This is a genomic window from Methanoculleus sp. UBA430 (assembly GCF_002506585.1).
Lineage (GTDB): Archaea > Halobacteriota > Methanomicrobia > Methanomicrobiales > Methanoculleaceae > Methanoculleus.
On the sequence record NZ_DAXW01000016.1, the window covers coordinates 44,099 to 65,279 of the forward strand.

Genomic DNA, 21,181 nt, shown 5'->3' on the forward strand with positions numbered 1-21,181 from the left:
AGATAATCCCGGAGAAATGATGATCAATGAAACTGCCGTACGGGGACCTGTTCGGGAGGAATAGTGTGGCAGAGAATCCGATGATCTCGCCGGACGAGTTCTCGCAGAAGGTTGCATACTCCCGGGCCGAGGCGGAGAAGATCCTCAATGCGGCAGAGAGCGACCTCGCGACCCTTACCGGGATGAAGTGGACCCTTGCGTATACGTCACCCATCCTTGGAGCGGCGATGCTGATCAACCTGGGGCTTTTACTCGCATGCACCGGGGAGTACTATCTCTACTGGATCATGGCGTCCTTCATATTCCTGATGATCAACCCCTTCCTCCTCCTGCTCCCGACCGATGCAGGCGATCTGAAGTCCTACGTCAGGTATTTCAACGATCTCAGGAATCGCGAGAGAATGAGCCTCGAGGAGATCATATCGTGGGAGAGCCTCGAGAAGAGCGCCGCCGTCCCTGCCGATGCGATTGAGGCACTCAAACGGCTCACGCAGCAGAGGAACTCTCTCTACGAACTCGGCTGGAACCTGTTCTTCATCAACTGCCAGCCGCTCGCCCCGGGTTTTCTCGTGCTTTTCGCTCTCTCCTCGGTGTTTGCACTTGCGGGCTGGATCGTGAACGGTGAATTCGCGTCGTACTCCGCCGTGATCGTCGTCATCCAGTCCGCCGCAATCATCGTCTTTTATGCTGCGATCGTGTATGTGCAGCCGTATTCACGTGGCTTCTTTGCGGGGATCCTCGGCATGCAGTCCCGGCTCAAAGAACGGTATAACGAGGCCTGGACCCAGGGGCTGAAGTATGCGCTCACCGCTGCCGTCGTGACAACCGTTGCCGGCGTCATCTCCATCGCGGCGATCGTCCTCCCCGGGGTGACGTACAACAGTTTCATCTCCGCTGAGGCCGATATCGAACTCGGGGCCGGCATGTTTGCCCTCATCTTTCTGACGCAGATGATCGTCGTGCGGCACTTCCAGGGAGGTTACAGCCGCACACTCGTCCACTCCCTCTTATCGTCCAGGATCGAGACGATCCGCGAGGAGGTGCTTTTGGCCGTCGCAGACCTCGCCCCGGCATCGCTCCGCGACGGGGTGACCCCCCGGATGGCAGAGGATCTCGAGAGGATAACCCTCGACCTGGCCCGGTACCGGGCGCTCAAGATCGACTACGCGTCGCTGTTCGGCTATTTCCCTGTCTGTATGGTGACGCCGGATGTCGGTGCCATAATGCGTGTTGCCGAGGCGGTGGACGGCGGCCGCGGAAGGGCCCGTTCCGGCGAGGCGGCGGCGTAATCCCCGGACCGCCGGAGCAGGCAGCCGGCGAGTGCCTGTCAGGACGCCCGGCCTCCGGGAGCCGGGATCTCCAGTGGGCGTTCCGCAAACGCCTTTGCCTCGTCCGGGGTGAACGTGTAATCGAGCTGGTGCGGGTCCCCTCCCGGGCGGGTGCGCATCCCGATTCCCCGGAAGAGGAGGCGTCCCTCGTCTGTCGGGAGTGCAACGATCCCCTGGCTCCCGGCGGCAGCGATTCTCGAGACCTCCTGCATCAACCGTTTTCCATACCCGCGTCTCTTCAGGATCACCCCTATGCGGGAGACGTAGATATTCTTTTCATCCCCATTCCTCGTGCAGAACGAGAGGGCTCCGAGCAACTTCCCGTCCGGGGATTCGAGAACCAGCAGGTCTTCATCGAAATCTGCGATGCCGTCCCACGCGTACCGGGCTCCGCTGTGCGAATGGAACATATCAGCCCATTCCTGTCCTGCTCGCTCCAGTAGTGCCTCCCTCTCCTGGATACTATCGCGAGTCAGCGCCACCGTCCGCGTATCCATGAACCCACAGATAATCGTTATCTCCTGCTTCCTTTTTTAAGGCCATGGATGTTTCGTAACTATTATCCCTCCGGTTATGTGATCTTCCTACGATCCACCGTGAAACCCGGCAGAGCCTTACTGATCATGATTACTCTTTCTCTCGCAATTCTTGTCGTTTCTGCAGGATGCACTGCGATCGGTCAGCAACCGTCAGCATCGTCTTCCGCCGCGGCAGTTGCCGCGCCTGCCTCCGACTGCCCAACGTTCGTGTTTACGGACCCTGAATTTGCGTTCGAACTCCAGCGGACGCTTGGGGCCTCGTATGCGGGGGAGGCCGATATCGGCGAGTGCCTGGCCACTGCGTCCAGGATTACAGAAAGAGACTTTGAGAGCTGGTACAGCGAATGGAACAGGACCGCGGAGACCTTCAGGAGAGCGGGGAACGAGAGTCTCGCAGCGGGGCACCGGGTCACCGCAATGGAAGCCTACTACCGGGCCGCAACGTATTACCGCACGGCCGAGTTCTTCCTGCATGGCAATCCCGCCGATCCCCGGATCGTGGAGACCTGGGAAAAGAGCCGGGAAACGTTTCGCGATGCACTTGCGCTCGATATCGTTCCTTACGAGATCGTCGCCATCCCGTATGAGAACACCACGCTGCCGGGCTACTTCTACAAGGTCGACAGTTCCGGCAGTCCCCGGCCGCTGCTTATCGTCCAGACCGGTTTTGACGGCTGCCAGGAGGAGCTCCATCCCTATGCGAAGGAGGGGGTCAGACGCGGATACAACGTCCTGACATTCGAGGGGCCGGGCCAGGGCGAGGTGATACGGGTCCAGCACATCCCGTTCCGTCACGATTGGGAGAACGTGATCAGGCCTGTCGTGGACTATGCGGTAAGCCGGCCCGACGTCGATGAAGACCGGATTGCTCTCTGGGGGGTCTCGCTCGGAGGCTACCTCGCTCCCCGCGGTGCCGCATTCGAGCCCCGGATCGCGGCGCTGGTCGCGGACGGAGGTACCTACGATGTCGGACAGACTCTCCTCGCGAACCTGCAGAACAGCGGGGAAGCGAACCTGACAGAAGTTGAACTGCAGGAGTGGCTGCAGGTGGATCCGGTTGAGTTCAACTCTGCCATGCGCACCGCCATGGCACACGATACCGGCATCCGCTGGCTGAACGAGAACGGGATGTTTGTCTTCGATGCCGGCTCGCCGGCACAGTTCTGGGCGAAATGGATGGAGTTTTCACTCGTCGGCATTGCCGAAGAGATACGGTGCCCCACGCTGGTCTGTGCCGGCGCGACCGATCACCTCGACCCGGACGGGGCGCAGGCGAAGGCGCTCTACGATCACCTCACCTGCGAGCGGGAACTTCTGGTATTCTCCGACGATTACGGTGCCGGGTCGCACTGCCAGTTCGGGGCGTTCGCGCAGTCGTTTGCCGCCAAGTTCGACTGGCTCGACGATAAGATGGGAATGAGCGGATAACGGGCTCCCGTTCCGGGGAAGAATGGGGCTATCGTCCCTCTTTTTCGGATTCTCCAGGCAACTACCGGCGAACATGGTATCCGGCTACCGTGAGCGTATGGGTGAAGGCGTCGTCCCATTCCGGGCCGCGGAGCCTATCCAGCGCCGGTTGCACCCGCTCCCAGAGCCGGCCGAGTTCGTCGGTCTCCGGGATGAGCGCTGTCTGATACGTCACCCGTCCCGCCAGCTTCCCCTGCGCATCAAGGACAAGCAGGCGGCAGCAGTACTCGCGGCAGAGGCCGGGGCGTGTCAGGTGGACCGTGCACCACGCCTTTCCCGTCTCCCCATCAAATCTCAGGAAGGGGCATGCGTTCGGCAGTTCCTCGCTGCTGCTCCTGTCCTCGAAGAGGGCTATCTTGTCCGGATCGACCCGCACCTCCTCCGCATCCCCGGTATAGTGGTTGTGCACGACAAACATGTAGTCGCCGCGCTCTTCGATAACCCTGTGGACGTCCCGCATGTGGGTGCAGCACCTGCCGCACTGGCAGCACTTACCGGCGATGGTGCCTGCCTCCTCGAGCGCCGGGCGGTCGGCACACTGGTGTGCTCATCATCCGGTAGTCTTCACTGCAAGGGTATAATACCTGCCGGAGCCGCCCGGGCGCCGGCAGGCCGGCGGGTTCCGGCCATGGCGCAGGGGGCCGTGATAGCCCGCAAGGGGGGCACGGCCCTCAACGCAGGTGGCGGTTGCTCCCCGGAGAGGGGGGATGTCCCGGATCCAGCCCCGGCGCCGGCAGCAGCGGGAGCGTGTTGACAGCAGCATGGCAGCGGTTGCTGCCGGTGAGAAGGCGTCAGGGTATTTTCGAAATGCAGCCCGTTCAGGGATATTTATATGTGGGAAAACGATGAATAGAACCATTCAAAGACGTAGCAGGGTATCTGTATGCCAACAAGCAAGAAACAAATGGAAAAACTGAACAGGGCAAAGAAGGCCAAGGCAGAAGAACTTGCGCAACAGGCGGCTGCGGGCAGCGAGGCCGCCAAGAAGAAACTCAAGAAACTCGAGAAGAAGATCAAGTGAGCCGCCCGAGACCTCCGGCTGTTTTCATTTTCTTTTTCGACCGCCGCCCTGAACTCATTTAAGCGGCCTTCAACCGATCCGTCGGCGTCTCGAAGGGTCACGATCCTGTCGCAGCCGCCACAGACGATCAGTTCGCATACTTGCTCACCCGTCTTCGAGTGTAACAACGACGAATCATCGATCACAACAATCTGCTACTGTATTCAGGAGCACTTGCTTCATGTCGCATTACGGGCAACAGAATAAGGCATGGTTACACCGTTCAAACCAACGAGATGAACGCTACTTTTCCTCCTGCTTGCGGCCATGATGGTTCTCATGGGAGGAGCTGCAGTCGCGCCGGCTCTCCCACTCATCAGCGAAGCATTTCCCGATGCATCAGAAGCCACGATCTCCCTGATCATTACGCTTCCCGCGCTTGCGATAGCCCTCACCGGCTTTTTCGTCGGAGAACTCTCGGACAGGATTGGCAAAATACCGGTACTTGCCGTCTCCGTTGCTATCTTCTCCATCGCGGGGTGTTCCGGATATTTCCTCACCTCCTTATCCGCAATACTGGTCGGGAGATTCATTCTCGGGATCGGCATTGCCGGGATCATCTGCACGACGTCCGCCCTGATCGTCTGCTATTACGATGGAATTTCCCGCGTCAGGGTGCTCGGGTACCAGGCGGCCGCAATGGGCATGGGAGTACTGGTCCTCGAGACCAGCGGCGGGTATCTCGGAGGGGTCTCCTGGCGTGCGGCGTTCCTTATCTACCTGATCGGCGTCGTCATTCTCGCGGGTGTTCTCCTGACGATGAGGGAACCCGCTCGCGTGAACGTCGAGAAGACGTCGGGAGCACCCGAAGAGACCTTCCCGGCCTCCCTCCTCCTCCCGGGATATGCAACCGTGTTCCTCGGGAACATGCTGTTCTTCCTGGTGCCCACGAAGTTCCCTTACCTGATTGCGAATCTGGATGCAGCACGGATCCTGGGCGAAAACTTCGCGCTTACCGCCGGGATATTCCTGGGAGCCATGGGTTGCGCCTCTTCGCTTGTGGGACTCGTTTACGGGAGAGTCGCCTGGAGGCTCCACCGGTATACCCTGCTCACCCTTACATTTGTCTTCTTCGGGACCGGTCTGTGCGGCCTTGGGTTTGCCACGTCGCTTCTCACCGTCGGGGTCTCGGTGGTCCTCGTCGGTCTGGCCCAGGGCATCCTGATGCCGACAATCCTGAGCTGGATCGCCGCGATCACGCCGAAACAGTTCCTCGGCAGGGCAAGCGGCGGATTCTCGGTGGCCATGAACCTCGGCCTGTTCGTCTCCACGCTTGCCATCGTGCCGGTCATCGCCGTTGTCGCGACCTACGGCAACCTCTTCCTGGCGTTCGGGTGTGCGGCGTTTGCGCTTGCCCTGCCGTATGCTCTTGCGATGGTGAAAAGGCAGTTTGCCCCGCCGGAGGTTGCCGTTGACGTGAGGCCCGGGGCGGAGTGAAATCCTTTTTTGCGGGGTTCTGTATTTTCAGGTCTTGCTAAAAATCGGGTCTGGTCGAATAGAACAAGATAACCGGAGACAATTGGGAGTCCATTTCCCCGGTATGCCAGGTGGCCGGGAACCCCGCTGTGTCGTTCCCGGGCATCGTTGCCGTGAACTACTAATGAACTACTAATATCTACTAAATGAGTAGTTGAGGGATCTGGTCCCTGGGCAGACTCCGGGAAGGCAGGCCCTGGACGCGAGGAGAATGCCTCGCGGTCGGCCTCTACGAGACCACTGCGGATGGGGTCGGCGGATGTGAGGTCACGGGCCCGGCCGGCTGGCGATCCTGACGTTGGCAGCAGTGGCAGCAGATTGCAGCACTGCTGCCATCGGTCGCCCAATAGTAAGGAGATGTGACGACCTCGTTTACAGTATCTATCAGAATGTATCAAATTGATAGATACTATGATAGATCTATCGGGTCTGGAACAGTGATGCCGCCATCTGGCCGGATATCAATCCCAACGATGACAGCAATGACAGCAGTTTTCAGCAGAATGACAGCAACTGCTGTCAATGAGACGGTGCCAGGAGCGGTGAGGGTTCTGAAAGTGCTGCTCTATATGAGGTATGTACCCTGAGTTCCCGGTGAGTTAAGCACATGCGCTATTTTACCCTGAGCACTACCCTCCAATTTGGTCAAATTTATCCAAAATATCAACAAAATGGCCATATTCTAACAATCTAAACAGGGGGCCGATTCGCTTAATTATTAAGCACATCAACCAACTCATATATCGTCAAATATCCGATAATATTGGAATTTAGCCGCGTTTTAGATAGATATGCGCCTAACGCTCGGGAACTCAGGATGTACCTGTACAGGTACATATATGTACAGCAGAATGAGAGTACGGAGAGCATGGGCGATGGGCATGCCGGTGACGGCCGGGGTGCCTGTGTTTTCCGTGCTGCTGTCATTCTCCACGCATGGTCAACCCCGGCGATTGCATAGTCCTCCCGGCGGCCCCCGGTCATGCAACGCTTCAATCCCCCTGGTTCATGATCAACAGGTAGTCTTCCTCCGGGATCTCCCGCATCGCCTGTCCCCTGATATGCCTAGACTACATCTTCTTGTTCGTGATGAACTTCAACTCCGGGATAAGCGGTTTGAACGCCACCGGGGGCTCGAAGACCCTGATGGGCTTGAGGTTGATCCGGAGCGGGAAGACTTCATCGCCGAGATTCGCCGGCGAGGTGAAGATCCGGGATGCGTCTTCGTACATCGTCGAGGTGACCTCAAAGGCCCCGGTGATTGCAGGTGGAAGGTCAACCCCCGCCAGATTAATGGAAGATCATCGGTATATCCATACTGGAAGGAGTTCGATCCAATCACGGCAGAGGAAGAGGCAGATGCAATCCATCATGTGGCCCGACGAATGGCGGCCTCAGTGACAAAAGGGGATCTCGGATTGCTCCTCGCTGAAGAAGTCGGTTGTTACTCGCTCAGGGATCTCCAGATCCTCGGAGGACGGCTGCACGCGGAGATGATCCGGCTGCCCGATCCCTACCGGAAACAGGTCCACCCCTACATCACCGAGCAGTTATTCGGCGCCCACCATCAGCTTCTCGCCATGCACCGGTCGAACCAGTTCCTATCCATGACCGAACCGATCACCGATCGTGCAACGTTCGTTGAGTTCTGCAATATGATCCCCGATGGATGCTTCCGGTGGGGTGAATCCACAGAACGGATTCCGTTTCGTTATACACCCCGACATCGGGTCTTTTACTACCTTATATCGGCCTTCACGATCTTCGTCCTCGACCGCCCGGGCCACCCGGTGGGGACGCCGTTCCCGGGAGGATTCCGGGTCGAAGAGCGCAACGGGTCATTCTATTGTCTCATCCGCGACCGCGAAAAGGAGGTCCCGTTCTCGATCTGCAACTTCTGCCCTGCCCTGCAGACCGAGGACGGGTAGTTCCCAATTGCGGCAGTCCTCCGGATGTTCAGCGCAATACTCTCTCCCCGACAGGCGGGCAACCTGGATGAGGTGATGGTGACGCTGCAAAACGAATGGGTACGAAACGGAGTGAGATGGGCTATGTGGCGACAAAACCCGGCCCTGCGAGAGGTTTTGACACACCTGAATGCGAGTGGCAGGATTCGAACCTGCGAACTCCTTCGAGAATCGATCTTGAGTCGATCACCTTTGGCCGCTCGGTAACACTCGCGCCTGTACTTATAGAACCTCCGGCCTAATGAGCTTGATGCCCGGGCAGCCCCCTCACCCCTCGTCCGGCACGTGCCGCCGGACGAACGCCCCGACCCGCTCGATCGCCGCCGCACCCTCGGGCAGGACCGCGGCGAACGCCTGCCAGCAGTGGAACATCCCCTCCACGCAGTCGAAGGCGACCGGCACCCCCTGGAGCCGGGCGGTGCTGACGAACGCACAGATCCCGTCGATCAGCACCTCTCCCGTCCCGGCCTGGACCATGAGCGACGGCAGCCCGCCGAGGTCCGCGTAGAGCGGCGAGGCCAGCGGGTCCGCCGGATCACCGCCGGGAAGGTAGTCCTCCCGCATCTCCGCGAGGTCGTCCGGCGCCAGCCAGTCCGTCCGCCGGTTCAGGGCGATCGAGTCGCCGAGGAAGAGCATCTCGACGACCGGGGAGAGGCAGATTGCCGCCGCCGGCACCGGGAGGCCGAGGCTCTCTCCCGCAAGGAGCGCCGAGAGGACGAGCGTCCCCCCGGCCGATATCCCGGCCGGCACCACCCGCTCCGGTGGATACCCCTCGCGGAGCAGGTGCCGGTAGGCGGCGACGCAGTCCTCCACCGCCGCCGGGAAGGGGTGCTCCGGGGCGAGCCGGTAGTCGACCGAGACGACCTCCGCAGAAGCAGCATCCGCAATCCGGGCGCAGAGGTCGAGGGAGTCGGCCGTCGAACCTGAGGTGAACCCCCCGCCGTGGAAGAAGAGGACGGTCCGGTCGGTCTGCGACGCAGCCGTCGTCACCCGGTACGCCGGGATTCCGGGCAGCGGTTCGACGTCAGGCCGCCGGCAGTCACCCGCGACGGATCTCCCCGCTTTCAGGGCGGCAAGAACCTCCGTGGCCTTCATCGTGGCTCACATGAAGTCTGCGAGCCCCAGTTGCTTCTCCGGGGGCTGGCCGAAGGTCGACTCGATCTGCATGAAGAGCACCTCCACCCGTTGCTTCGTGTACTCAGAGACCGCGTAGGTCGCGCAGATGTTGCGCGACATCTCCAGATACTTCTTCACCGACCCCTCGTGGACCGTCGGGATGACGTTCCCCCCACAGCGGGTGCATTTCCCGGCGAGAGGCATCCGCCGGTATTTTGCGTTGCATTTCATGCACCGCACCTTCTGCTTCGAGAAGGCGTTCAGGTTGCCCTGGAGGTCCCGGATGAAGTGGGTGTTTAAGACCCGTTCCGCGACGTCGTCGGCATCCACCGCTCGTATCCTCTCCGCGAGGTCGAGCTCCGCCTCGAGTTTGTCGAGCATCGACCCGAGCTTCGTGTAGGTGGACTCGAGCGGCCCCGCCGAGATGTTCGAGGTCGGGTGGGTGTAGAGGAACCCCTCGACCTGGGCCGGGGTGCCGAGCCGCCGCTCCACCCGGTCGACGAACTTGTCGAGATCTTTGGGGTGGGTGTAGGTGAGGCAGCCGTTGTAGACTTCTAACGGGTAGTGGTCGCAGACATCGACGTTCAGGCTCTCCTTGTCGACCTCCGCAGGGTCGATCCGCGTCGTCAGGACGAGCGGCGCGTCCATCGTCCCGCCCCGGGTCTCCGGCAGGTAGGAGCGGGAGAAGTTGATCAGCCCGTCGAGGAGGAGCATCACGCAGTCCTCGTCGCCGTCACACTGGCCGCAGAAGATGCCGTTTGCGACGAGGGTGTGGTTCTCCGCAACCGTCAGGCAGTAGACCCGGTCGTCGAGCGCCTGGACGGTCTCGCGAGTCACGACCTCGTCCGCCACGACGAGCCCCCCTTCCTCCGTCGGGACCTTATCACCGATCTTCACTTCGAGCGCCCGGAGTTTGCGCAGGTAATCGGTGTCCCAGACCAGCATCGCGTGGTCGGGGGTGACCGTAAGAACCTTCCCCCGCTGCGTTATAAACCGGATCAGGTGCGCCGGGGCCCGGTGGACCGAGACGGAGGTGACCTTTTTGATGCTGACCAACCCCCGCGGGTCGATGCTTTTAACGAAATACGGCTGCCGGGGGTCGGAGTAGAACGTCCCCACGTGGTCTAACCCTGGTTTCGAGAGATCGAAACTCTCCACCACAAACTGCCGGATCGAGATCGTCGCCCACTGCCGGCCGTCAAAGACGGAGATCTCAGTCTCGCCCGCAAAACAGTTCCGCCGTTTTGCCGCGTGGAAGAACGGGTGGCCGTAGCCGACCGGGGCCTTCGAGAACCCGATCAGCCGAACGAGGACCCCGGCGCTGGTGTGCGGCGCAAGCCCCATCAGGAGTTGGCCCACCAGGTCGAGGGGCTTTTCTGCCCTGTAGAAGGGTTCGAGCCCGTAGAACCGCACCAGGAGGTCGTCGACGAACTTCGCCACCCGGACCAGCCACTCGCCGCAGTCCTCTGAGACCAGAATGTCCTGGTGGCGGAGCTCCACCACCTGGTCGGCGCTGACGAGTTCTTGACCGTAGGTGTCGTGGGCGTAGCCGAGTTCCCGGAGCCGCTCGATGGGGACGCCGACTTCGTCCGGCCGGAAATGGGTCAGGGGAAGGTCGATCATATCGTAGCGGACAGTCCCGTCCTTGAAGACATAAAGGTTCTGCAGCGCCCGGAGGATTCCCTTCTCGATCGGTTCCACCGGCCGTTCCCGGGATATCAGCCCTTTCACGCCCTTCAAGAGCGGGATCGCCGAGTCCCGGACCCCGAGGTGCTCGAGAGCCGCCGCATACTCGGTCTTGAGATTGATCGAGACCTTCTGGAGGCAGACCGTCGGCACGTTGCACCGGGGGCAGAGGTCCTGCGCGACGTCCTTGCCGCACTTGGGGCACCGGAGGACCGGGACCGTATGGGCACCGCACTCGCAGAGGTTCTTGTAGGTGAAGGTGCCGCAGGCGGGACAGCGTCGCTCGCCGACCTCCACCTCGACCACACCGCCGTCCGTGTTGGACCGGGGCTTCGAGGAGCAGGCCGCCTGGAACGACCGGCGCGAACCTCCGTCGTCCCCGATGGGAAAGAGCGAGTGGGGCGGCGGCTTCATCTCCCGCGGCTTGGACTTCCCCGGCCGACCCATCCGCCCGCCGACCCGGGTGCCCGCCCGTGATTGGACCCGAAAACCCGAGAGGTGCATCACGAGGTCGAGCGAGTTCTCCATCGGGGCATCCTGCCACGCCGGCCGCTTCTCCAGGTGCAGCGTCAGGCCGAGGCAGGCAAGGAAGACCAGATGTTCGGGGATCGCGATCCGCTCGCCGGCAAGACGGTGGGGCACCAGGAGTTCCTCGAGAATCGCCTTTGTCTCCGGGGTGTTTGGCAGCGTCAGCACCCCGGCCTCGACCCTGCCCCCGGCGCTGACGCGGTCCGCGAGGAGGGCGATCTCGGCCGGGGCGATGTCGTCCCACATGTAGGTGTAATCGGGATGGAGGGGCGCTCCGTCGAGGGCGAACTCGATCGCCTCGAGTTCGTTCTCCGGGTGGCGCGGGCCGCCCTCGAGCCGCCACCACTCCTCGCAGTAACTCGGCGGCATCAGCGGGTGGTTGTTCTCCATGAACTCCCCGAAACTGATCAGGATCTCGCCGACGTCCAGGATCTCATCGACCTGGCCGGCGATCCGCCGGGCCTCCGCCGCGTCGTCGACCCTCAGCACCTCCCCGCTCCGGAGTTTGACCGTCGGCCCCTGGATCGAGTCCACCGGCACGATCCCCGCCGCCTTCCCCGGACGTTCGACCTTCATCTGGGTCCCGACCGCGAGAAAGTCCCCGAGGATGTGCATCGTCGCGGGATTCAAGCCCGCGGCCGCGAACCCGGTGTTCCGCGCCCGGCCGAGGCGCAGCCGGAACCCGCCCTTCCGCATCGGGTATGAAAAGACCGGTCGCCCGCCGATCAGGTCGCGGATGTACTTGTCTTTGGGCTTGATCGCGGCGCCCGCATCGTCGTCGCTCTTCGGGCCGCCGCCGATCATCACCTCGAGCCAGTCCCAGCCCTGCATCTTCATCTTGCGAACGTTTTTGAGGACCTTCGGGGCTTTCAGTGCCAGTCCTTCGGCGACGACGAGCGCCATACCGCCTCGGACGGTGTTCGTCTCCACCCGCTCCAGGTTCCGGTAGCCACTCACCTCCTGCTGCTCCGTCGGCTCGCCGTCGATGCAGACCGGGCAGTTCTCGATGATCATCCGGAGTTCCTTCTCGCTTGGCAGGTACTGCAGGCTCATGATGTTGTTGTACTGCCGGATCTCCTCGATGTAGCGCTCCACTTCCTCGGGGCGGGGGATGTAGCGGTTGATCCCGAGCGCCTGCCGGACGTAGTCGCCCACCAGCACCGAGAGCGCCTGTGCCGTCCCGCCGGCGCTCCGGATGGGGCCCGCGTAGTAGATCTTTAAGTACTCGGTCCCGTCGTCGTTCTTGCCGAGGCTGACCTTGCCAATCCCCTCCGTCGGGGCGGCCACCACTCCTTCGGTCAGGAGCGCCATCGCTCCCCGGATGGCGTGGTCGAGGATCTCCTCCGGCGTCGTCTCCCCGAACTTCCGGGCCACAAAATCGTCGCCGATGCGAAGCGCCGCCTCTTCTCGGGACATCTCCTGCTCGAGTTCCCGGATCCGGGCCGCTATCCCTTTGTAGCCGAGAAGTGCTTCCACCCGGTCGGCGAGGTCGCTTGCTATCGGGATCTCCGTCTCCGTCCTCGGATCGAGTCCGCGGGTCCGTGCGGCGACGGCAATCCGCATCGCGGACTCAAGCCCGGCTATCAGTTCGTCGAAGTACCCGGCGGTAGCAGGTGAGACCTCCATGTATGATGTATGGACCTTTCACGCATTTAGAGGGCTCGCTCCCGGGTGGGAAGCCCCCATCCCGGCGGATCCTTTAAAGGCCAAATCGTCAGAGAATTCTTGCGATCCTGATAATCTGCTCCCGGATCCCTTCCGGCGGGAGCATCAGGTCCACCTTCCCGGTCTCGAATGCGGCGCGGGGCATGGCGTGGATGGCGCAGGTCCGGAGGGTCTGCGCGAGGGTGATACCTCCGATAGCCTTGATGTGGCGGATCCCCTCGGCACCGTCGCTCCCCATCCCCGAGAGGATCACCCCGACGATCCGGTCGTCGCCGTTCCGCTCAAGCGATCGCATGGCGACGTCAATCGAGGGCCTGGCGAAGCGGACCTTCTCGTCATCGAAGAGGTGAATGGTCCGGTTCTCCAGGAGTTCCAGGTGGATCTCGCTTGGGGCCACGTAGATCGTGCCGTGCTCCACCGTCTCGCCGTCCTCGCCGACTTTGACGTTCATTCGGGAGATCTCTTCGATATGCCTGCAGAGCGCGCTGTTAATGTGCTGCGGCATATGCTGGACGACGATGATGGCGACATTGACGAGTGGAAACCGTGAGAAGACCGCTTCCAGCGTTCGCGGACCCCCGGTCGACGAGCCTATGACCACGATCGTCCGCCTGTCCGGGCCGTCAGGTTCGGGATTCTCCATGCGCTCCCCACCTATCAAGCGAGGTAGTCGAGGTACCCTTTCACAATGGCCACGATCTCGTCCGCTTCGAAGGGTTTTGTGATGTAGTCGATGATGTGCTCCGTGAGCGGCTCCAGTTCCCCGTCGGGGATATCCTTTGCAGTGAGCATCGCGACGACGTTCCCGGCGATCAGGTCCCGGGCGATCATCTCCTCGATCGTCTCCCATCCGTCCTTTCCGGGCATCATGACGTCCATCAGGACGACGCCCCGGAACCCCTTCTCCAGCTCTGCGATGCATGCGTCCCCGCTCTCCGCGGTGACGACGTCGATCCCCTCCGGTCTGAAGAGCTCCTCCATCACCTCGAGGATGAATCGATCGTCATCGACGACCATAACCTGCCGGCACGACACTTCCGACACCTGCTGGCACATACGGGCCTCTGGTAGTTCTTTCTCACCTGAACCAGTATATACCTTTATCGATCATGCTCGAGGGACGTCAACTGCGTCGAGGGTGAATAGGATGGTCGACCCCATCCCTTCTCCGGCACTCTCGGCCCATATGCGGCCTTTATGCCGCTCGATAATCCGCCTGCAGATGGCAAGGCCCAGGCCCGGGGATTCGAGATCGTGTCGAGAGGGATCAGCCTTGTAGAACTCGACAAACGCGCGCTCGATCTGCTCGCGGGTCATGCCGATCCCGGTATCCCTGACCGCGACGATCACGACCCCCTCCGTTCGTGCGGCGCCGATGCTGATGGTCCCGGTCCCGTTCTGCATGTATTTGACGGCGTTGGCGATCAGGTTGTCGAAGATCTCGCCAAGGAGAACCCTGTCAGCCCTGACGACGATCTCCGCCGGGACGTTATTCTCGAGGATTATGGCTCTCGCCCTGAACGGGATCTCGTAGTTCCTCAGGACGTTCTTCAACTCGGTGCGCAGGTTCAGCGGCTCGAGGTCGAGTTCGATATACAGGGAGTTCATACGAGCCAGTTTCAGGGTCTTATCGACCAGATCCTTCATGTAGGTGATGTTGTGGGCGGTGATCTCGAGGAGGCGCCGGAGACCCGGATCCTGCTCCCGTTGCAGGATCCGGGGCATGAGCGCGACCAGTGGGGTTAAGGGGGTCTTGAGGTCGTGCCCGAGCTGCGATATGAACTCGTCCTTCTGGGCGAGGAGTTTCTCCACGTCGGCGGTCCGCTCCCTGACCATCGCATCGAGATCCTTGTTGACGACATAGAGCTGGCTCCGGAGCACCTCCAGTTCCCGGTTCTTCGCCTGGAGGTTTCCGGCGAACCCCTTGAGCGCCTCCTCCGCCTGCACCCGCTGGGTGATCGCAAACCCGAGCTGCAGCATCAGGCACGACCCGTCCGTATCGGTGAACGGATAGGCGTGGACCTCGTAGGTCTCGCCGTTCGTGTGGTCCCACTCCCACCGCTCGGGGCTCTTGAGGGTGAAGACCCGCGTCCCCCGGCAGGGGTTGCAGGGTCTCCGTGAGCCGCGCTGGACCTCGTAGCAGGTCCGGCCCTCCGGGTTGCCGAAGGTCTCGCGGAAGGCCCTGTTGGCGAACCGGAAGGTGTGGTCCTCTTCCTGCAGGGTGACGTAGGCGGGGAGGGTGTCCAGGACCGAGAAGAGGCGGCGGCGTTCGGCGCTCAGGGTCTCTGCCGCCTCTTTGTAGCGGGTGACCTCCGAGACCCGGCAGGATATGGTGCCGCCGTCGAGGCAGAGCCCCGAGAGGGTGAACCAGCGGGCGGCGCCGTCCCGGCCGACGAAACGCGTCTCGACGACAAAAGCCCGTCCTCCCTGTATTGCCGCCGCAAAGAACTCTTCGCGGTCGTTGGCGTAAGGCCAGATCTCTGATACCGGCAGGCCTTGCAGATCTTCCTTCGCGTAGCCCAGGATCTCGGCGAAGGCCCGGTTTGCGTCCGTCACCGCCCCGTCCTCGCGCCTGAGGAGAAACGCGCCGCCGGGTGTCCCTTCCATGCTCTCCAGGCGGTGGGCCCGTTCCCGGGTCGAATAACTGATCGTTGAGGCGAGCGCCGCGAGAGCGATCATGGCAACGAAGGGAGGGAGCGCCGCAAGGAGGGGCTCGGCCGGGCCGGGGTATGCGCGGAGTGACGCAATGCCGAGTGTGGCAAGCCCAAGCACGGTGGCGGCGGTGATCCCCCTTTCGCGGTAGTGGTAGCCGGCAAATCCGGCGGAGATGAAGACGAGGGACCAGAGGATGAGATTGGTGCCGGGAGACTCCACGAGGAGGGCGGCAAGGACCGCAGTAAGCGAGGTTCCGGCGATCAGAGCCGCCCCGGGTTCCCCGAAACCCCCTTCCCGCAGGAGCCGGGCGAGGGTCTTTGCCATGTAGTGTGCCATCCGACCTTAGTGATCAGATGGCTGCGGGATCATTTATTGTTCGTGGATCGTTCGGCGCGCTTGCCGGTCTCAAGCGCCTCGGTGAGCGGCCCGGCACCCACCTCCCCCATCTTCCAGAGGAGGAGCGCCGCACGTTCCTGCGTCTTTGGGTCCGGGCTCTTCATCAGGCGGAGGAGCGGTCCGACCGCCGCCTCCCCGATCCCACAGAGAGCCATTGCGGCGAACGGCTGGATGTCCGGGTCGGCGCTCTCGATGACACCGATGAGGGGTTCAACAGCTGCATCCCCGATCCCGGTCAGGGCTGCCGCGGCGTATCGCCGGAAGTCCCGGTCCTCTTCGGTACGCATCGCTGCGAGGAGGGGACCGACTGTTCCTTCGCCGATCTGCACCAGCGCGCGAGCGGCATACCACCGGAGGTCGTTGTCGCCGGTGAGCATTGCGGCGATCAACGGCTCGATCGCTGCCTCCCCTTGCGTCCCAAGTTCGGCGGCTGCCGCGCGGCGCACTTCGAGAGGGCCCCGCCGGAGGTCGGCGATCAGGTCATCGATCCGGGTCTCGTCAGTCATGGACTTCAGGTTAACCTTCGCTGATGTTATGCCTTCCTGATGCTGCCGAGCGCCGCCCGGGCAGCCTCGCGCACCTCTTCCTGCCCATCGTCAAGCGCCGCGATCAGGGCATCGACCGAATGGGGATCGTTGATCTCCCCAAGGGCTGCTACCGCTCCTGCACGAACACGCCAGTCGGCGTCACCGAGCGCCGCAACGAGTGGGTCGACGGCAGGTCGTCCGATCCGGTCGAGGGCGGCGATCACTTCCGGCCGGAATTCCTCGTCGCCCGTGCGGAGCGCCGCAAGAAGGGAGGGGACGGCAGGTTCGCCGATGTCTCCGAGCGCCCTCGCGGCCCGCTGTCGCACCCTCTCATCAGGGTCGAGGAGGGCGCCGACGAGAGCCGTAACCGTGCTTTCTCCCCCGATGCTGCCGAGGGCGAGGGCCGCACCCCAGCGGAGGCGCTCGTTCCCGTCGCGGAGACCGGCGATGAGCCCCTCTCGCGCCGGCTCACCGATGGCCCCGAGCGCGAGGGCCGCCCTGCTCCGGATGTAGGTATCCTCATCGTCGAGCGCTGCCATCAGCGCCGGGATAGCCTCCGGGTCGGCGATATCGCCGAGAGCGACCGCAGCCATCCACCGGACGTCGACGTTCTCGCTCTCGAGACTCTCAATAAGCGGCCCGACGGCAGGAGATCCCAGTTTGCCGAGCGCCTCCGTCGCCTTCCAGCGGACGCCGCTCTCCGGATCGGAGAGGAGGGCGGCGAGCGGCCCGACGGCTGCAGGATCGCCGGCGTCGCCCAGGCATCCGGCCGCCTGGTAGCGGGTCTCCGGGTCCCGGCTCGAAAGCCGGGAGATGAGCCGTCGTATGTTCCGATCGCACGCGGGCGCACCGCGACCGGGCTCCCCGGTACGGAAGTGCAGGCGGTCGCGCCCCCTGGCGGCGAGCTCGAAGAGGTAGCCGAGCAGGTATGCGGCGGCGATGAAGGTTGCTGCACGGACGAGGACTACCGCGTCCGGAGACCCATGGAGAAGTGTCTCGACGACGATATGGACCGCCGCGAGGAGAAATCCGAAGACGATCGCTTGGCGTCCATACCAGAACGCGGAAATGACTATGACCGGGTAGAACAGGTGCGGGTAGACGGCGCCGGCACCGAAAACGAGGTCGAGGAGAAGAATGAGCGCCGTGGCGAGGCCGATAACTGCGGGCCTGCTCCATGCCCGTGCGTCTTCCGACAGACCTCTCATCCCAGAGATTGGGTGCGGCCCGCACCCATAAAGAGTTTATGCGGCGGGGCCTCTCCCCTCACCGCTGCTCTGCGGCCGCCCTCATCGCTTTCCCGCCGCTGCTCTCCTCGAGTTTTGCAAGCGACGCCTCGATGAACGCGGGGATGTCGTCTGGCTTCCTGCTCGAGACCAGGTTGCCGTCGACCACCACCTCCCGGTCGATATACTCCGCACCGGCATTCCTGATATCCTGGGCGACGGACTTCCAGCCGGTGATCTTGCGGCCCCGGAGCACCTGCGCGTTGATCAGGAGCTGGGGCGCGTGGCAGATGGCGAGGACGGGTTTGCCGCTCTCGACGAAGGCACGCACGAACTCCACGGGCGCATCGTGGGCCCGGAGCTTGTCGGGCGAGTAGCCGCCCGGTATGAAGAGCGCGTCGAAGTCGTCGACCGAGACGTCGGAGGCGGCCCGGTCGATCGCAACAGGCGTCCGGTCCGCCTTCCCGTGCACCGTCTCTCCCGCGGAGAGGCCGACGTGGACGAGGTCGTGGCCGGCACCCCGGAACGCCTCCGCGGGCCGCGTATACTCGACATCCTCAAACATATCCGTGATCAGGACTGCTATTCTGCTCATTGCCATTCCTCTCCCGGGCCGGGTGACCGGCCCGGCTTCCCCCAGGATGGTCGGGAATATAATGTTACCGGGTCGGGGGGCGGCCGGCCTCGAGTGCTTCGCGCTCCGTTCCCGCCGGCTTCCGGGCGATCTCTCTATGTTTATATATTACTGCGTCAGAACCGGGGATATGCACGTGTCGCCTCCTGCACTGCCGGGACGCATTGCCGGGAGGGGAGCCTCTGCCTGACTGGTGCAGCCTCGCTCCCGACGAGGTTCGGCGGGAGCTCGATGCCGGTCCGACCGGTCTCACCGCACAGGAGGCGGAGGCGCGACTGCAGCGCTACGGGGCAAACGTCCTCCGGGAGGAGGCGAGAGAGACCCGTCTCCAGGTATTTCTCCGCCAGTTCAAGAGCGTCCTCATCATCATCCTGATCGTCGCCGCCGCGATCTCGTTCCTCGTTGGTGAGGCTCTGGACGCCGCGGCCATTCTCACCATCGTCGTCTTAAACGCCCTCCTCGGCTTCTCCCAGGAATGGCAGGCCGGAGAGGCCATCGAGGCCCTGAAGAAACTGCTCGTCCAGCACGCCGTGGTTGTCCGCGACGGGGAGCGCCAGGAGATCGATGCGGCGGGAGTCGTGCCGGGGGACCTCGTCCTGCTCGAGATGGGAGAACGGGTGCCCGCCGACCTCGTTATTGTCGAGGGGACGTCGCTTGAGGTCGACGAGGCGCCGCTGACCGGCGAGTCCTCGCCTGTCGACAAGGCGCCGGGCCGGCTTCCGGCGGAGACCTGCCTTGCCGAGCGGAGCAACATGACCTTTGCCGGGACGACCGTGGTCAACGGGCACGGGCGGGGTATCGTCGTCGCCACCGGGATGCAGACGGAGTTCGGACAGATCGCCGGCCTCTCCCAGCGGGTCGGGGACGAGGCGACGCCTCTCGCCCGGCAGATGGACCGCCTCGGCCGCGACCTCGGCCTGATTGCCGTCGGGATCGCCGTGCTCGCGGTCGCGGTCGGCCTCCTTCAGCAGCGGGGGCTTCTTGAGATGTTCCTCGTCGGCGTCTCGCTCGCGGTGGCGGTCATTCCGGAAGGCCTCCCGGCGGTCGTGACGCTGACGCTTGCGATCGGCATCAAGAACATGATGCGGCGGAACTGCCTGATCCGCCACCTCCCGGCCTCAGAGACCCTCGGCGCGGTCTCGGTGATCTGCACCGACAAGACCGGGACCCTCACCCGGAACGAGATGACGGTCGTCCGGGTGAGGACACCGGACGCGGAGTTCGAGGTCACCGGAGCCGGGTATGCCCCGGAGGGGGAGTTCCTTGTTGAAGAAAAACCCGTCGACCCCCTCGCGGACCGGGGGCTCCGTCTCTTCCTGCGCACCGTCCTCCTCTGCAACCATGCCTCCTTCGCTCTTGAGGAAGGGGGATGGCGGATCTTCGGCACGCCGACCGAGGGGGCGCTCGTCGTCGCGGCGGCGAAAGCCGGCCTCTCCCGCGAGGGCGTTCCGGAGGCGGCAACGGAGTTCTCGTTCAACTCCACCCGGAAGCGGATGACGATCGTCTACCCCGGAGAGGGGGGGCACGTCGCCTACGTGAAGGGGGCCCCGGAGGTCCTCCTCGCCCGCTCGTCCCGGCTAATGGTCGGGGGTTCGGCCGTGCCGCTCACGCAGGACCGCCGCGACGCGCTCCTCGGTGAGCTCGAGGGATACGCGTCGCAGGGGCTCCGGGTGCTCGGCGCAGCCTGCCGCACGCTTCCCGCCGGGATCGAGTGGACTGCCGATGCCGTAGAGGAGGACCTGACCTTCCTCGGCTTTGCCGGGATCGTCGACCCCCCGCGGCCCGAGGCGGCGGAGGCGATCCGGCTCTGCCGGAGCGCCGGGATCGACGTCATCATGATCACCGGGGACAACCCGCTGACCGCCTACACCATCGCCCGCGACCTCGGCCTCTCGAGTGAGGGGGCGCTCACCGGGGCCGACCTTGAGGCGATGACCGACGACGAACTCGAAGCCCGTCTCCGGACGACGAAGGTGCTCTCCCGGGTCACGGCGGAGCACAAACTCCGGGTGATCGACCTCCTCTCCCGCGAGCGGGCGGTCATCGCCATGACCGGCGACGGCGTCAACGACGCTCCGGCGTTAAGGAAGGCGAGCATCGGGATCGCCATGGGGATCAAGGGGACGGACGCTGCCAAAGAGTCGAGCGATATGGTGCTCGTCGACGATAACTTTGCGAGCATCGTCGCCGGCGTCGAGGAGGGGCGGCGGGAGTACGATAACATCGCCCGGTTCACCCGCTACCTCCTCTCCTCGAACGTCGGGGAACTCGTCGCGATCGTCGGGGGGCTCCTCCTCGGCCTGCCGCTCGTCCTCATCCCCGTCCAGATCCTCTGGATCAACCTGGTCACCGACGGCCTCACCGCCCTCGCCCTCGGCCTCGAACCCGCCGAGCGGGACGTCATGCAGCGGCGGCCGCGTGACCCGGCGGAGTCCATCCTCACCCGGAACGCCTACCTCGTCATCCTCATCCTCGGCGTCTGGCTCGGCCTCCTGACGATCTATGCGTTTTCCGGGTATTATGAGGTCGATATCGACCGGGCACGGACGATGGCGTTCACCGGGCTCATCATATTCGAGCTCTTCAACGTCCTGAACTTCCGGTCGTTCCGGTTCCCTCTCTACCGGATCGGGTTCTTCTCAAACCCCACGCTGATCCTTGCGATCCTCGGGAGCCTCGCCCTCCAGGCGGTGGTGGTCTACGTCCCGGTCTTCAACACCTTCCTCGGGACGGCCCCGCTGACGCTCGCCGACTGGGGGCTGCTTGCCCTGCTCGGCCTCCCGGTGCTCCTCGTCGGGGAGGCCTATAAGATCCTCAGGCTGCGGATCGGGAAGCCTTCGACGACGGGCTGAGCCGGGGGGCCGTCCCTGCCCCTCGAACACCGGAGGTGCCGGGTTTCGTCCTCCCGGCG

16 protein-coding genes and 1 tRNA gene are annotated in these 21,181 nt (G+C 63.3%); 5 read left to right on the forward strand and 12 right to left on the reverse strand.

The genetic code is table 11. The features are described 5' to 3' along the window. Positions 1 to 65: 65 nt before the first annotated feature. Positions 66 to 1,289 carry a hypothetical protein gene (locus BRA49_RS11950; RefSeq protein WP_292386327.1) on the forward strand — a complete coding sequence of 408 codons (1,224 nt, stop codon included), beginning with the start codon at positions 66 to 68 and terminating at the stop codon, positions 1,287 to 1,289. 38 nt (positions 1,290 to 1,327) lie between these two features. Here BRA49_RS11950 and BRA49_RS11955 read toward each other — a convergent pair whose 3' ends face one another. Next, positions 1,328 to 1,825: a GNAT family N-acetyltransferase gene (locus tag BRA49_RS11955; protein WP_292386328.1), complete on the reverse strand. Its 498-nt coding sequence runs from the start codon at positions 1,823 to 1,825 to the stop codon at positions 1,328 to 1,330. Positions 1,826 to 2,074: 249 nt separating this feature from the next. Here BRA49_RS11955 and BRA49_RS11960 point away from each other — a divergent pair, with 249 nt between their 5' ends. After that, entirely contained in the window at positions 2,075 to 3,295 is a 1,221-nt protein-coding gene (locus BRA49_RS11960; protein WP_292386329.1) for an alpha/beta hydrolase family protein, read from the forward strand. 61 nt (positions 3,296 to 3,356) lie between these two features. Here the strand turns inward: BRA49_RS11960 and BRA49_RS11965 are convergent, their stop codons facing one another. Next, positions 3,357 to 3,794, reverse strand: a complete 438-nt coding sequence (locus BRA49_RS11965) for a YkgJ family cysteine cluster protein (protein ID WP_292386330.1) — start codon at positions 3,792 to 3,794, stop codon at positions 3,357 to 3,359. Positions 3,795 to 4,649: 855 nt separating this feature from the next. Between BRA49_RS11965 and BRA49_RS11970 the strand changes: the two genes are divergently transcribed. Beyond that, positions 4,650 to 5,831, forward strand: coding sequence for an MFS transporter (locus tag BRA49_RS11970; RefSeq protein ID WP_292386656.1), 1,182 nt, complete (start codon positions 4,650 to 4,652; stop codon positions 5,829 to 5,831). Between the two features lie 1,109 nt (positions 5,832 to 6,940). On the opposite strand, the gene BRA49_RS11975 is transcribed toward BRA49_RS11970, so the two are convergent. Continuing rightward, complete coding sequence (locus tag BRA49_RS11975; RefSeq protein WP_348531858.1) at positions 6,941 to 7,165, reverse strand: EVE domain-containing protein; 225 nt, start codon at positions 7,163 to 7,165, stop codon at positions 6,941 to 6,943. Between BRA49_RS11975 and BRA49_RS11980 the strand changes: the two genes are divergently transcribed. Further along, a complete protein-coding gene (locus tag BRA49_RS11980) occupies positions 7,160 to 7,798 on the forward strand; it encodes a DUF2115 domain-containing protein (RefSeq protein ID WP_292386658.1) in 639 nt (212 codons plus the stop codon). The two genes, BRA49_RS11975 and BRA49_RS11980, sit on opposite strands and share 6 nt — an antisense overlap. Before the next feature lie 170 nt (positions 7,799 to 7,968). On the opposite strand, the gene BRA49_RS11985 is transcribed toward BRA49_RS11980, so the two are convergent. The 9 genes from BRA49_RS11985 to BRA49_RS12025 form a co-directional block, all read right to left on the reverse strand. After that, a tRNA-Leu gene (locus BRA49_RS11985) sits at positions 7,969 to 8,051 on the reverse strand. A gap of 53 nt (positions 8,052 to 8,104) precedes the next feature. Beyond that, positions 8,105 to 8,932 carry an alpha/beta hydrolase gene (locus tag BRA49_RS11990; RefSeq protein ID WP_292386331.1) on the reverse strand — a complete coding sequence of 276 codons (828 nt, stop codon included), beginning with the start codon at positions 8,930 to 8,932 and terminating at the stop codon, positions 8,105 to 8,107. Positions 8,933 to 8,938: 6 nt separating this feature from the next. Beyond that, positions 8,939 to 12,793 (reverse strand): DNA-directed DNA polymerase II large subunit, encoded by a 3,855-nt coding sequence (locus BRA49_RS11995; protein WP_292386332.1) that lies wholly within the window; start codon positions 12,791 to 12,793, stop codon positions 8,939 to 8,941. 88 nt (positions 12,794 to 12,881) lie between these two features. Continuing rightward, entirely contained in the window at positions 12,882 to 13,475 is a 594-nt protein-coding gene (locus BRA49_RS12000; RefSeq protein ID WP_292386333.1) for a CheB methylesterase domain-containing protein, read from the reverse strand. Between the two features lie 14 nt (positions 13,476 to 13,489). Then, a complete protein-coding gene (locus tag BRA49_RS12005) occupies positions 13,490 to 13,888 on the reverse strand; it encodes a response regulator (RefSeq protein ID WP_292386334.1) in 399 nt (132 codons plus the stop codon). 51 nt (positions 13,889 to 13,939) lie between these two features. Further along, a complete protein-coding gene (locus tag BRA49_RS12010) occupies positions 13,940 to 15,823 on the reverse strand; it encodes a sensor histidine kinase (protein ID WP_292386335.1) in 1,884 nt (627 codons plus the stop codon). A gap of 29 nt (positions 15,824 to 15,852) precedes the next feature. After that, a complete protein-coding gene (locus BRA49_RS12015) occupies positions 15,853 to 16,389 on the reverse strand; it encodes a HEAT repeat domain-containing protein (RefSeq protein WP_292386336.1) in 537 nt (178 codons plus the stop codon). A 26-nt stretch (positions 16,390 to 16,415) separates the two neighbouring features. Further along, positions 16,416 to 17,618, reverse strand: a complete 1,203-nt coding sequence (locus BRA49_RS12020; RefSeq protein WP_292386337.1) for a HEAT repeat domain-containing protein — start codon at positions 17,616 to 17,618, stop codon at positions 16,416 to 16,418. Positions 17,619 to 17,676: 58 nt separating this feature from the next. Next, the gene (locus BRA49_RS12025; protein WP_292386338.1) at positions 17,677 to 18,231 is read right to left on the reverse strand and encodes a type 1 glutamine amidotransferase domain-containing protein; all 555 of its coding nucleotides are present in this window, start codon (positions 18,229 to 18,231) and stop codon (positions 17,677 to 17,679) included. Positions 18,232 to 18,434: 203 nt separating this feature from the next. Between BRA49_RS12025 and BRA49_RS12030 the strand changes: the two genes are divergently transcribed. Further along, positions 18,435 to 21,122 carry a cation-translocating P-type ATPase gene (locus tag BRA49_RS12030; RefSeq protein ID WP_292386339.1) on the forward strand — a complete coding sequence of 896 codons (2,688 nt, stop codon included), beginning with the start codon at positions 18,435 to 18,437 and terminating at the stop codon, positions 21,120 to 21,122. Positions 21,123 to 21,181 lie beyond the last annotated feature (59 nt).